Source organism: Shinella zoogloeoides (genome assembly GCF_020883495.1).
GTDB lineage: Bacteria > Pseudomonadota > Alphaproteobacteria > Rhizobiales > Rhizobiaceae > Shinella > Shinella zoogloeoides.
The window spans coordinates 90252-103028 of sequence record NZ_CP086611.1 but is presented as its reverse complement, the minus strand read 5'-3'; the positions used below and the strand labels follow the sequence as shown (position 1 = coordinate 103028).

The window sequence follows — 12777 nt, the reverse complement described above, 5'->3', positions numbered from 1 at the left end:
TTTATCAGATGGTTGCAGATGTAACTGTCCATTTTGTAACCATCAAGGCGGCCTGCCATGGATTTCAAGCTCGAGACTTTCCTGCCCTACCGGCTCAACCAAGCGGCCGAGCGGGTGAGCCAGCGTTTTGCCGCGCAATATCGCAGCCGCTACCGGATGACCCGGCCGGAATGGCGCGCGCTCGCCGCCCTCGGGTCCTATGGCCGCATGACGGCGACGGAGATCGGCGCCAATTCCAGCATGCACAAGACGAAGGTGTCCCGCGCGGTGCGCGCGCTGGAGGAAAAGCGCTGGCTGAAGCGCAGCGAGGACATGAGCGACCGCCGCATCGAGCATCTGGAACTGACGCCGGCGGGCAAGCGCATCTACGGCGAGATGATCACACTTGCCCGGGCCTATGAGGAGGAGATGGCGCGGCTTCTGGCGGACGGCCTCCGGCAGCTCGAAGCGGGCCTTGCGGCCATCGAGGCAAAACTGCCGCCGGAACCCGTCCGGCGCGGCCCGAAGGATTGACGGCGCCCGCGTCAGCCCGATTTCGATACGTGCTCAGGCTTGCCCTTGTGGCTGGTCGAGGCCAATTCCTCCAGTTCCTTTTCCGACATGGATTTTTCCATGCTCCGTGATGCGCCCTTGAGCGCGCTCTTCTTCATGTCGCCGCGTTTCGCGGCGAGCGCCGCTCCCGCAGCTTTCTGCTGCGCTTTCGATTTTGCCGGCATGGCGGCCTCCCTTGACGATATCAGCGTCGATATCGGCAAACGCCCGCCGTCACCCGATGTTCCGGGGTGGCCGTGCCGAACGGCTCGTCACCCCCGCTCCTTCACCGTCTCCATCGCCACATTGGTCGAGGTATTGGCGACGTAAGGCAGGTTCGAGATGCGCTCGCCGAGCACGAGGCGGTATTTCTTGATGTCGCGGGTGCGGATCTTCAGAAGATAGTCGAAGCGGCCGGCGATCATGTGGCACTCCTCCACTTCCTTGATCTTCTTGACCGCCGCGTTGAAGCTGTTCAGCGCCTCCTCGTGGGTGTTGGTCAGCTTCACCTCGGCGAAGGCGATATGGTCGAGGTTCATCTTCGACGGGTTGAGGATCGCCTTGAAGCCCTGGATGAAGCCTTCCGCGATCAGCCGCTTGAAGCGGTTCTGGCAGGGCGTCTTGGAGAGGCCCACCTTTTCCGCCAGCTCCGCGACGGGGATGCGGCCGTTTTCCGTGAGTTCCTCGAGGATTTTCCGGTCGAAGGCGTCCAACGACCCATCCACATGGGAAATATCAGGCAAATCGCCCTCCATTCTTCAAAAAATAGATGCGATCAGCCTAAACGAAGACAATTTGAAGTCCATTTGTTTTTCAGCATCGTGATATTGTCCGCGCCAGTTTCCCGGATCGACCATGCAAGATCCGGCCGTCTTCGATGCGGCCGGCGCGCGCGGCGATCCGGCGTCAAGCACAGGGGGATGATGGTGCACGACAAGAGCTTCGATGATAGCATGCGGCCGGACCTTCTCAGCCACTACAAGCCGCTCGGCATAAGGGCGCTGGTTGCGGCCTGCAGCATCAAGGCGGAGCGGTCCGCGCGCGGTGAGCCGAGCATCCTGCTCCACCACGCGCCGGAGTTCCATGACGTCCCCGACTGGGACGAGCCGTCGATTGCCTTCATCCGCTGATTTCCTACCGAACCCCGCGTCTCATAGGTCTTTCCATGCAGAACCCCTTCGCCAATTTCGCCCCGCCGATCCGCCCGCAGAGTGAACTGCGCCAGGCCATCACCGCCGCCTATCGCCGCCCGGAAACCGAATGCCTGCCGCCGCTCGTCGCTAGCGCCCGCGTCACGGAAGCCGAGCGCTACGACATCCGCAGCACCGCCCGCACGCTGATCGAGGCGCTGCGCGCCAAGCACAAGGGCACCGGCGTCGAGGGTCTGGTGCAGGAATATTCGCTGTCGAGCCAGGAAGGCGTGGCGCTGATGTGCCTTGCCGAAGCGCTGCTGCGCATTCCGGACACCGACACGCGCGACGCGCTGATCCGCGACAAGATCGCCGAGGGTGACTGGACCTCCCATATCGGCGGCGGCAAGTCGATGTTCGTCAACGCCGCGACCTGGGGCCTCGTCGTCACCGGCAAGCTCACCTCCACCGTCAACGACCGCGGCCTTTCCGCCGCGCTGACGCGCCTCATCGCGCGCGCCGGCGAGCCGGTCATCCGCCGCGGCGTCGACATGGCGATGCGCATGATGGGCGAGCAGTTCGTCACCGGCGAGACCATCGAGGAGGCGCTGAAGCGCTCCAAGCCGCTCGAAGCGCGCGGCTTCCGCTATTCCTACGACATGCTGGGCGAAGCCGCGACGACGGCCGCCGACGCCGAGCGCTACTACCGCGACTACGAGAAGGCCATCCACGCCATCGGCAAGGCCTCGGACGGGCGCGGCATCTATGACGGCCCCGGCATCTCCATCAAGCTCTCGGCGCTGCATCCGCGTTATGTCCGCGCGCAGGCCGAGCGCGTCATGGGCGAATTGCTGCCGAAGGTGAAGGCGCTCGCCGCCATCGCCAAGAGCTACGATATCGGCCTCAATATCGACGCCGAGGAAGCCGACCGTCTGGAACTCTCGCTCGACCTGCTTGAAGGCCTCTGCTTCGACGAGGACCTCAAGGGCTGGAACGGCCTCGGCTTCGTGGTGCAGGCCTATGGCAAGCGCTGCCCCTTCGTGCTCGACTTCATCATCGACCTTGCCCGCCGCTCCGGCCGGCGCGTCATGGTGCGCCTCGTCAAGGGTGCCTATTGGGACGCCGAGATCAAGCGCGCCCAGCTCGATGGTCTCGAAGGCTTCCCGGTCTATACCCGCAAGATCTATACCGACGTCGCCTATGTCGCCTGCGCCCGCAAGCTGCTGGCCGCGCCGGATGCCGTCTTCCCGCAATTCGCCACGCACAACGCCCAGAGCCTTGCGACGATCTACCAGCTCGCCGGCCCGGATTTCTCCGTCGGCAAGTATGAATTCCAGTGCCTGCACGGCATGGGCGAGCCGCTCTACGACGAGGTCGTCGGCAAGGAGAAGCTGGACCGGCCCTGCCGCATCTACGCGCCCGTCGGCACGCATGAGACGCTGCTGGCCTATCTCGTCCGCCGTCTTCTCGAGAACGGCGCGAACTCCTCCTTCGTCAACCGCATCTCCGACCCCAAGGTCTCGGTGGAATCGCTGATCGCCGATCCGGTCGATATCGTCGCCGCCATGCCCGTCGTCGGCGCACAGCACGACCAGATCGCCCTGCCGGGCGACCTCTTCGGCAAGAACCGCGAGAACTCCAAGGGCCTCGACCTCTCCAACGAGACGACCCTTGCCGAGCTTGCCGGTGAGCTCGCCGGCACCGCCGCGAAACAGTGGCACGCCGCACCGCTTCTGGCGGATGGCTCCACCGCCGGCGAGACGAGCGACGTGCTGAACCCCGCAGACCACCGCGATACCGTCGGCAGCGTCACCGAGATCAAGGCGGAGCATGCCGAGCGCATCGTCGCCATGGCCGCCGACAGCGTCGCGGCCTGGGCCGCGACCTCGCCTGCCGAGCGCGCCGCCTGCCTCGACCGCGCGGCGGACCTCATGGAAGCCCGCATCGAGCCGCTGATGGGCATCATCATGCGCGAAGCCGGCAAGTCGGCGGCCAATGCCATCGGCGAAGTGCGCGAGGCGGTCGACTTCCTGCGCTACTATGCCGAACAGGCGCGCCGCACGCTCGGCCCGGCGCATCTGCCGCTCGGCCCGATCGTCTGCATCAGCCCGTGGAACTTCCCGCTCGCCATCTTCACCGGACAGGTCGCCGCCGCACTCGTCGCCGGCAATGCCGTGCTGGCAAAGCCTGCCGAGGAAACGCCGATCATCGCCCATGAGAGCGTGAAGATCCTGCACGAAGCCGGCGTTCCGGCCGGCGCGCTGCAATTTGTGCCGGGCGCAGGCCGCGTCGGCGCGGCGCTTGTCGGCGCGTCGAAGACGGCCGGCGTCATGTTCACCGGCTCGACGGAAGTCGCCCGCCTCATCCAGGCCCAGCTTGCCGAGCGCCTTTCGCAAACCGGCAAGCCGATCCCGCTGATCGCCGAAACCGGCGGGCAGAACGGCATGATCGTCGATTCCTCGGCGCTTGCCGAACAGGTCGTCGGCGACGTCATCGCCTCGGCCTTCGACAGCGCCGGCCAGCGCTGCTCGGCGCTGCGCGTGCTCTGCCTGCAGGACGACGTCGCGGACCGCACGCTCACCATGCTGAAGGGCGCGCTGAAAGAACTGACGCTCGGCCGCACGGACAGCCTCAATGTCGATATCGGCCCGGTCATCACCGCTGAGGCCCGCGACGGCATCGTCAAGCATATCGAGCACATGCGCGAACTCGGCAACAAGGTCGAGCAGCTTCCGCTGCCGGCCGGCACCGAGAACGGCACCTTCGTTCCGCCGACGATCATCGAGCTGAAGACGCTCTCCGACCTCAAGCGCGAGGTCTTCGGGCCCGTGCTGCACGTCATCCGCTTCCGCCGCGCCGATCTCGACCGGCTGATCGACGACATCAACGCCTCCGGCTACGGCCTCACCTTCGGCCTGCACACGCGCCTCGACGAGACGATCGCGCATGTCGTCAGCCGCATCAAGGTCGGCAATATCTACGTCAACCGCAATATCATCGGCGCGGTCGTCGGCGTGCAGCCTTTCGGCGGACGCGGCCTTTCCGGCACAGGCCCCAAGGCCGGCGGCCCGCTCTATATCGGCCGCCTCGTGCAGAAGGCCCCGGTCCCGCCGCAGCAGGATTCGGTGCATACCGACCCGGCGCTGCGCGACTTCATCACCTGGCTCGACCACAAGGGCAAGGCGGCGGAAGGCGGCACGGCGCGCAGCTTCGCCAACCGCTCCGCGCTCGGCCTGGAACGGGAACTGCCCGGCCCGGTCGGTGAACGCAACATCTATGCGCTGCATCCGCGCGGCCGCATCCTCCTCGTGCCGAAGACCGAAGACGGCCTCCTGCGCCAGATCGCGGCGGCGCTCGCAACGGGCAACCAGATCGTCATCGACAGCGTCGATGCGCTGAAGCCCGTCCTCGCCGACCTCCCCGCCTCCGTCGCCGCCCGCCTGTCGTGGACGGCGGACTGGGCGAAGGACAGCCCGTTCGCCGGCGCGCTCGTCGAGGGCGAGGCCGAAGACGTGCAGCGCGTCAACCGCAAGATCGCCGCCCTTCCCGGCCCGCTCGTGCTGGTGCAGGCGGCGACCACCGCGGAACTGACCAGCGACCCGGAAGCCTATTGCCTCAACTGGCTGCTGGAGGAGGTTTCGACCTCCATCAACACCGCCGCCGCCGGCGGCAATGCCAGCCTGATGGCCATCGGCTGATCCTATGTCGCGGCGGGTTCCGCCGCGACACTCTCTTCAGGACGGCCCCTCATCCGGCCTGCCGGCCACCTTCTCCCCGTAAACGGGGAGAAGGGATATGCCGCGCCGTTTTCCCAAATCACCAATGTTGCGTGGGGCACGTCCCCTCTCCCCGCTTGCGGGGAGAGGGCTAGGGTGAGGGGCAGTGCTCCACACGCCCCCCAATTCCCGTGCCCGAATCACCCCACATCACCCCCGCCAAAATCGCCTCCGCCACCCGCCCCGGGCGCGGCAAATAAGGCGCGTCTACCTCTACGTTTCCTCCTGCCGCCGGATCGCCGATATCGGCGTCGGCAAGGCATGCCTCGCGCCAGCCTGACCTGCAAATTAACCATTTGTTAACCATTTCACCGCTACACCGGGGCTACCGAAAATTAACCAAGATGACTGACGTGTTAACTCAACCCCGGCCGATCCGCCTCAAGGGGCGGTCCTTCCTTGCGCTTGCGCTGACCCCGGAGCTGCCCTTCGCGGACTGGCTGCGGCGGCTCGACGACCTCGCCGCCCGTTCGGCCGGCTTCTTCCTTCGCCGGCCGGTGGTGCTGGACGTCGAAGGGCTGGATATCGACCGCGCGGAGCTGCGCGAGCTGGTCGACCAGCTCAATGCGCGCAATGTGCGCGTCATGGGCATCGAGGGCGCGCGCTCCTCCCTGCTCGGCCCCGACATGCCGCCGGCCATGACCGACGGACGCCCGGCGGGCGATATCGAGGCCCCGGAAGGCGAGCCGGCGGCACCGGCGCAAGCCGCCAGACCGGTGGCAGACCCGGCACCCGTCGCCGCCGTGCCGGTCCCGACGACGCCGTCGCTGGTCGTCTCGCGGCCCGTGCGTTCCGGCCAGTCGATCTTCTTCCCGGAAGGCGACGTCACCATCATCGGTTCCGTCGCCTCGGGCGCGGAGATCGTCGCGGGCGGCTCCATCCACGTCTACGGCCCCCTGCGCGGCCGGGCGATGGCGGGGTCCACGGGCAATGCCGCAGCGCGCATTTTTTGCCGCAAGCTGGAAGCCGAGCTGATCGCCATCGACGGGTTCTACAAGACGGCGGACGACATGGAGCCGGAGCTGCGCGGCAAGCCCGGGCAGGTCTGGCTGGAAGGCGAAACAATCAAGGCCGCGACTCTCGGCTGACGAAATCCAACGCACTGGAGACACATATGGGCAAGGTAATCGTTGTCACATCGGGCAAGGGCGGCGTCGGCAAGACGACGTCGTCGGCTGCACTGGGCGCCGCGCTGGCGCAGAACGGCGAGAAGGTCGTGGTCGTGGACTTCGATGTCGGCCTGCGCAATCTCGACCTCGTCATGGGCGCCGAGCGCCGGGTCGTCTACGACCTCGTCAACGTCATCCAGGGCGAAGCCAAGCTGACGCAGGCGCTGATCCGCGACAAGCGCGTCGAGACGCTCTACCTGCTGCCCGCCTCGCAGACCCGCGACAAGGACAATCTCACGCCCGAAGGCGTCGAGAAGGTCATCGCGGCCCTGAAGAACGCCTTCGACTGGGTGATCTGCGACAGCCCCGCCGGCATCGAGCGCGGCGCGACGCTCGCCATGCGCCACGCCGACGTCGCCATCGTCGTCACCAATCCGGAAGTCTCCTCGGTGCGCGACTCGGACCGCATCATCGGCCTGCTCGATTCCAAGACGCTGAAAGCGGAAAATGGCGAGCGCATCGAAAAGCACCTGCTGCTGACCCGCTACGACGCCGTGCGCGCCGAGCGCGGCGACATGCTGAAGGTCGACGACGTGCTGGAAATCCTCTCCATCCCGCTGCTCGGCATCATCCCGGAAAGCATGGACGTGCTGCGCGCTTCCAACGTCGGCGCCCCCGTGACGCTGGCCGACGGCCGCAGCGCCCCGGCGCTCGCCTATTTCGAAGCCACGCGCCGCCTCAAGGGCGAGGACCTGCCGGTCACGGTTCCAGGCGACAAGCGCAGCTTCCTCGGCAAGATTTTCGGAAGGAAGGCGGCATGAACCCGTTCCGTTTCTTCTCCCGCAACCAGTCGGCCCCGGCAGCGCGCGAGCGCCTGCAGGTGCTGCTCGCCCACGAACGGGCCTCCACCGGCGACTCGGACCTCGTCAACAAGCTGCGCGATGAAATCCTGAAGGCGATTTCCAAGCACATGCAGGTCGACGACGAGAAGGTTTCCATCAAGATGGAACGCGGCGCGCAGGTCTCGACCCTCGCCGTGGACATCGAGATCCCGTTCGACGCCGGCAAGAAAGCCGCCTGACACCCACCCGTCTCTCAATCCGGGCATCCGCGGATGCCCGGCGCTCCGGAAGCGAAGGACCACCCAGACCAAACCGGCTCCCATCAAGCCGGCCATTACATCACCAGTTATCGAAGGAGTATGTCATGACCCGTTTAGCTCTTCTGGAAAGGCTGAAGGCAGCCCAGCAGACGCCCCGCCACCAGGGACGTGACATCACCACGATCAGCGCCATCCTCTCCAATCAGGCGCTGGCGCGGCATGTCGAAGTCTGCGAGCAGGCCGCCGGCATCGCGGCCCCGCAGGACGAGCCTGCCGGCAAGGTGAACTGAAAACCCGCCAGCCCGTCTCGCGCGCCTGGCTGCCCCCCTTCCAACCAGTGAACGACCGCCCTCCCCGCCCGGAAGGCGGTCGTCTGTTTTTCGGCCCCGCTTCGACAGATCGCGCCCCGTCCCCGGCAATTCCAAAAGCGACCCGGGCACCCGCTCAAAAGCGTCATCCACAGCCTTCGATTCTTAAAGTTGACTCTTCTAGTCATATATAATATCGGCCATCGCATCCGCTCCCCGGATAGTCGAACTGGAGATATTTATGAACATTGTTAAAGGGTTAGCCGGGTCGCTAGCAGCGGTGGCCGTTGGGGTCGCGCACGCCCATGCCACGGATATTCGTGGCTTCACCGAATTCGAAGGACGATGGCTGGGCGGCGAGGCTGCAGGCGATCTCGGCATCATGCTGCCCTTCCGCCTCGACGACAGCCAGTCGTTCTTCCTCGACCTGAGCGGCACGCTCGTCGAGGGCGGCATCCGCCAGGGATCGCTCGGCGCGGGCTACCGCATGGGAACGCCGGGTCAATGGACATTCGGCTTCTACGGCTACTACGATTATCTGCAATCGAGCTACGGCAACGACTTCCACCAGCTCTCCTTCGGGGCGGAAGCTCTCGGCCCCGTCTTCGAAACGCGCGCCAACATCTATCTGCCGCAACACGGCAGCAAGGCGGCGGACGGAGCCGGACGCGGCGAGATCGTCAACGGCGCGCTGAAGTTCCGTGCCGCGCGTGAAGAAGGCCGCGCGGGCGCGGATGCGGAAATCGGCGTCAAGGTTCCGGGCATCTCGCCGGATGGCAATGCCGAACTCAAGCTCTTCGCCGGCAGCTACTGGTACAACGGCCGCAATGTCAGCGACATGTTCGGCGGCAGGCTGCGCGCCGAACTCACGGTCGCCAATATCGCCGGCCTTCCCGGCGGCTCGACATTCTCCTTCGGCGCCAGCGCTTCCTACGACAACGAGGACAAGCTGACCGGCGGCGTCATGGCGCGGGTCCGCATCCCGTTCGGCGCGCCCGCCGGCGAGACGGTCGACCCGTTCGACGCAACGACGCAGGCCGTTCGCCGAAGCGCATCCATCCGCACCGAGGTCGCCGCGAGCGGCGCGCTGGAAGACGCCGTCTTCCTCGTCAACGGGCAGACCGTGGGCACGGTGCTGAACATTTCCGGCGCTAGCGGCAACGCCGCCGCCATCAACGCCCTGATGGCCGGAGCCGGAAACGGCGCCCTCATCCTGGCGAATGGCGATCTCGGCCTCAACGGCTCGCTGGCGCTCGGCGAGGGCCAGACGCTGCTGGGCGGCGGCGGGACGCTGGCCCTGCGCGGCGCATCGAGCGGCGGACGCGGCACATTCACCAACCGGGGCGCGGCAACGACCCTGACCGGCTACAATCCCGCGCAGGACGTGGTGACCATGGCGTCCGGCAGCATGCTCTCGTCGCTGGCGATCACCGGCGGCCTTGCCGGCATCGGCAGCACCGATACGTCCGGTGTCGTCATCGACTCCGTCGACATTTCCCGCACCGCCCATGACGGCATCCGCCTGACGCGCGTCGACGGCGCCACCGTCGCAAACAGCGTCATCCACGATCTCTACATCTGCACGAACAACACGACCTGCGAGTTCGCCGTCGGCGATCCGAACCGCGCACCCTATGCCGCCATCAGCGCGCACGGCACGAAGAACCTCACGGTTCGCGACACGACCATCGACAGCGTCACCTACGGCATCTTTTCCGGCAGCGCGATCGACGATACCGGCTGGCCGCCGGTCATTACCGATCTCGCCAGCAACATCGTGATCGACAATGTGACGATTTCCCGCTCGCGGCGCGAGGGCATCCTGCTCGTCGCGGCCGACGGCGTGAGCATGAACAAGGTGACCATCGACAATACGGCGCAGGATCGCGATATGGACCTTGTGGTGCTACAGGCGACGTCGAATGTCAGGATCACCGACATGTCGCTGAAGGGCGGCATCAACGGCCTGATGCTGGTCACCGCCTCCACGCTGGAAGACGTGGGCCGGACGACCAATGTCAGCGTCGATGGCCTGAAGATCGACGGCCCGACCAATGCCGGCATCTTCTTCAACCCCGTCTCCGGGATCGACCTGAAGAACGTGACGATCACCAATGCCGGCACATATGGCATGTTCTTCTACGGCTCCGACTGGACCGGCCCCGTCGCCGACATCTCCTTCGAGAACGTCGTCATCGACAATGCCAGGCAGGCCGGGATTTATCTCATGGGACCGTTGGAGGACCTTTCCGGCAGCGTCACCCTCAAGAACACGCCACGCGATTGCGAGACGAACCCCTGGCTGGGAAGCTCGATCACGCAGTCAGGTGGTTCGGTCTTCATCGTGAACGGCCAGGAGCTTGGCGCAAGCACTCTCGCGCGGTGCGATTGAGCGAAAACAGGGTCTCGCGGGGCACGGCCGCGGGACCCCCGTCGACCATGCTAGCGCGCGAACTTTCGCGCGCCGGCAACGCAAAGCACGATGGCGAGCGTCGTGGCGATCATCAGCGGGCTGACCTTCTCGTGCAGCAGCACGGCGGCGAGCAGCAGGCCGAAGAAGGGCTGGAGGAGCTGCAATTGCCCCACGGCCGCAATGCCGCCAACGGCGAGGCCGCGATACCAGAAGACGAAGCCGACCAGCATGCTGAAGATGGAGACATAGGCAAGGCCCGCCCATGCCCCGCCGGTAATGCCGGCCCAGGTCGCGGGAAGCGAGACCAGCGCGACGACGGCCATTGGCGGCAGCGCGATCACCAGCGCCCAGGAAATGACCTGCCAGCCGCCGAGCCGACGGGAAAGCTGCGCGCCCTCCGCATAACCGAGACCGCAGGCGATGATGGCGGCGACCATCAGGAGATCGCCGGCAAGCGAGATTTCCGCGCCGGAATTCAGCGCGAAGCCCACCACCATGGCGCTGCCGAGGCAGGAGAAGAGCCAGAAGAGCGGCTTCGGCCGCTCCCCGCCGCGCAGCACGCCGAAAATGGCGGTCGCCAGCGGCAGCAGGCCGACGAAGACGATGGAATGGGCGGCCGTGATATATTGCAGCGCCAGCGCCGTCAGCAGCGGGAAGCCGACCACCACGCCGAGCGCCACGACGGCCAGCGAGAGGAGATCGGTCCGGGACGGTTTGGGCTGGCGCAGGGCGAAAAGCAGCGCCGCGCCGAGAAGCGCGGCGATGACCGCCCGCGCCGATGTCAGGAATATCGGTGAGAAATCCGCGATGGCGACGCGCGTCGCCGGCAGCGACCCGCTGAAGATGACGACCCCGAGCAGCCCGCTGCCCCAACCTTCCAGAGATGTTTTCATGATACCTCGCATTCTCCCTTCTCCATAATATCGGGGGGCTGGCGAAGGCAGAGACAAAACAGTACAATTCTTCAAAACTGTACTGATACATGAGACCATACAATGAGAATACAGGCGACGACCGAAGCCGGCGGGAACCGGACCCTCGACGTCATGACGGCCATACGCGGGCGGATTGCCGGGCGCGCCCTCGCACCGGGCGACCGGCTGCCTTCCATCCGCCGTTTCGCGGCGTCCATGGGCGTCTCGCCATCGACCGTCGTCGAGGCCTATGACCGTCTCGCGGCGGAAGGACTGATCCGACCGCAGCGAGGGTCCGGCTTCTATGTCTCGAACGCCGCGACGCCGCCCCTGAAACTGGCGGAAGCGGAAACGCCGAAGGCGCGGGCGGTCGATCCGTTCTGGGTGTCACGCCAGTCGCTCGATGCGGACGAGGCCGTGCTGAAACCGGGCTGCGGCTGGCTTCCGGCCGACTGGATGCCGGACGAGGCGTTGCGCCGGGCGGTGCGCAGCCTTGCGCGCGGCGGCGGCGACCTTCTCACCTACTACGGCAGTACCCGCGGCTCGCCGGCGCTGCGCCGCCTGCTGCTCGGGCGGCTCGGCGAAGACGGTATCGAGGCCGGGCCGGGCCACCTGATGCTGACCAGCACGGGCACGCAGGCGCTCGACCTCGTCTGCCGTTTCCTGCTGCGGCCGGGCGATACGGTGCTTGTCGACGATCCCTGCTATTTCAACTTCCAGGCCCTGCTGAAGGCGCATCAGGCGCGGATCGTCGGCGTGCCCTATAGCGTGCACGGCCCCGATATCGCGGCGTTCGAAGCCGTGCTTGCCGCCGAGCGCCCGCGGCTCTACATCACCAATTCGGCGATCCACAACCCGACCGGCGCGACGCTTGCCCCGCAGGTGGCGCATCGGCTGCTGAATGCCGCCGCGGAGAACGACACGATCATCGTCGAGGACGATATCTTCGCCGATTTCGAGCCGGAACCCTCGACCCGGCTTGCCGCGCTCGACGGGCTTTCCCGGGTCATCCGCATCGGCAGTTTTTCCAAAACCCTCTCCGCCTCCGCGCGCTGCGGCTATATCGCGGCGCGGCCCGACTGGATCGAAGGGCTGGTCGACCTGCAGATCGCCACCAATTTCGGCGGCCCAAGCCCGGTTTCCAGCGAAATCCTCGCGCATATGCTGGCGGGCGGCGGCTATCGCAAGCATATGGAGGAACTGCGCCGCCGCCTCGTGCGCGCAAGGCGCGAGACCGCCGACCGGCTGCATCGGCTGGGTATCGAGCCGGTGCTTCTGCCGCGCGGCGGCTTCAATCTGTGGTGCCGGTTGCCGGAGGGCATGGATTCGACGCCGGTGGCGCAGGCCGCCGTCGCCGAAGGCGTGGTGCTCGCGCCCGGCAATGTCTTCAGCGTCTCGCAGGGCGCTGCCGGCTTCATGCGCTTCAATGTGGCGCATATGATCGAACCGCGCGTCTATAGCGTTCTCGAGGCGGCGATGAAGCGCGCGAGCTGA

Annotated in this window: 12 protein-coding genes; 9 read left to right on the top strand and 3 right to left on the bottom strand. The window is 66.2% G+C overall.

The features are described 5' to 3' along the window. Nucleotides 1-57: 57 nt before the first annotated feature. Complete coding sequence (locus K8M09_RS20050; RefSeq protein WP_160785791.1) at nucleotides 58-513, top strand: MarR family winged helix-turn-helix transcriptional regulator; 456 nt, start codon at nucleotides 58-60, stop codon at nucleotides 511-513. A gap of 11 nt (nucleotides 514-524) precedes the next feature. Here the strand turns inward: K8M09_RS20050 and K8M09_RS20045 are convergent, their stop codons facing one another. After that, nucleotides 525-716 (bottom strand): DUF3008 family protein, encoded by a 192-nt coding sequence (locus K8M09_RS20045; protein ID WP_160785792.1) that lies wholly within the window; start codon nucleotides 714-716, stop codon nucleotides 525-527. An 87-nt stretch (nucleotides 717-803) separates the two neighbouring features. Continuing rightward, the gene (locus tag K8M09_RS20040) at nucleotides 804-1286 is read right to left on the bottom strand and encodes an Lrp/AsnC family transcriptional regulator (protein WP_160785793.1); all 483 of its coding nucleotides are present in this window, start codon (nucleotides 1284-1286) and stop codon (nucleotides 804-806) included. A gap of 165 nt (nucleotides 1287-1451) precedes the next feature. Here K8M09_RS20040 and K8M09_RS20035 point away from each other — a divergent pair, with 165 nt between their 5' ends. From K8M09_RS20035 to K8M09_RS20005, 7 genes are all read left to right on the top strand, one after another. Further along, the gene (locus K8M09_RS20035; protein ID WP_160785794.1) at nucleotides 1452-1661 is read left to right on the top strand and encodes a hypothetical protein; all 210 of its coding nucleotides are present in this window, start codon (nucleotides 1452-1454) and stop codon (nucleotides 1659-1661) included. 35 nt (nucleotides 1662-1696) lie between these two features. Beyond that, nucleotides 1697-5359 (top strand): trifunctional transcriptional regulator/proline dehydrogenase/L-glutamate gamma-semialdehyde dehydrogenase, encoded by a 3663-nt coding sequence (putA, locus tag K8M09_RS20030; RefSeq protein ID WP_160785795.1) that lies wholly within the window; start codon nucleotides 1697-1699, stop codon nucleotides 5357-5359. 422 nt (nucleotides 5360-5781) lie between these two features. Continuing rightward, complete coding sequence (gene minC, locus K8M09_RS20025) at nucleotides 5782-6525, top strand: septum site-determining protein MinC (protein WP_160785796.1); 744 nt, start codon at nucleotides 5782-5784, stop codon at nucleotides 6523-6525. Between the two features lie 26 nt (nucleotides 6526-6551). Beyond that, nucleotides 6552-7367, top strand: coding sequence for a septum site-determining protein MinD (minD, locus tag K8M09_RS20020; protein ID WP_160785797.1), 816 nt, complete (start codon nucleotides 6552-6554; stop codon nucleotides 7365-7367). Further along, nucleotides 7364-7627: a cell division topological specificity factor MinE gene (gene minE / locus K8M09_RS20015; protein ID WP_160785798.1), complete on the top strand. Its 264-nt coding sequence runs from the start codon at nucleotides 7364-7366 to the stop codon at nucleotides 7625-7627. Before minD ends, minE begins: the two co-directional genes overlap by 4 nt. A gap of 125 nt (nucleotides 7628-7752) precedes the next feature. Beyond that, nucleotides 7753-7938, top strand: a complete 186-nt coding sequence (locus tag K8M09_RS20010; protein WP_160785799.1) for a hypothetical protein — start codon at nucleotides 7753-7755, stop codon at nucleotides 7936-7938. A gap of 259 nt (nucleotides 7939-8197) precedes the next feature. Continuing rightward, nucleotides 8198-10348 carry a right-handed parallel beta-helix repeat-containing protein gene (locus K8M09_RS20005; RefSeq protein ID WP_160785800.1) on the top strand — a complete coding sequence of 717 codons (2151 nt, stop codon included), beginning with the start codon at nucleotides 8198-8200 and terminating at the stop codon, nucleotides 10346-10348. Nucleotides 10349-10398: 50 nt separating this feature from the next. Here K8M09_RS20005 and K8M09_RS20000 read toward each other — a convergent pair whose 3' ends face one another. Beyond that, nucleotides 10399-11262 carry a DMT family transporter gene (locus K8M09_RS20000; RefSeq protein ID WP_160785801.1) on the bottom strand — a complete coding sequence of 288 codons (864 nt, stop codon included), beginning with the start codon at nucleotides 11260-11262 and terminating at the stop codon, nucleotides 10399-10401. Between the two features lie 102 nt (nucleotides 11263-11364). Here K8M09_RS20000 and K8M09_RS19995 point away from each other — a divergent pair, with 102 nt between their 5' ends. Then, nucleotides 11365-12777, top strand: coding sequence for an aminotransferase-like domain-containing protein (locus tag K8M09_RS19995; RefSeq protein ID WP_160785802.1), 1413 nt, complete (start codon nucleotides 11365-11367; stop codon nucleotides 12775-12777).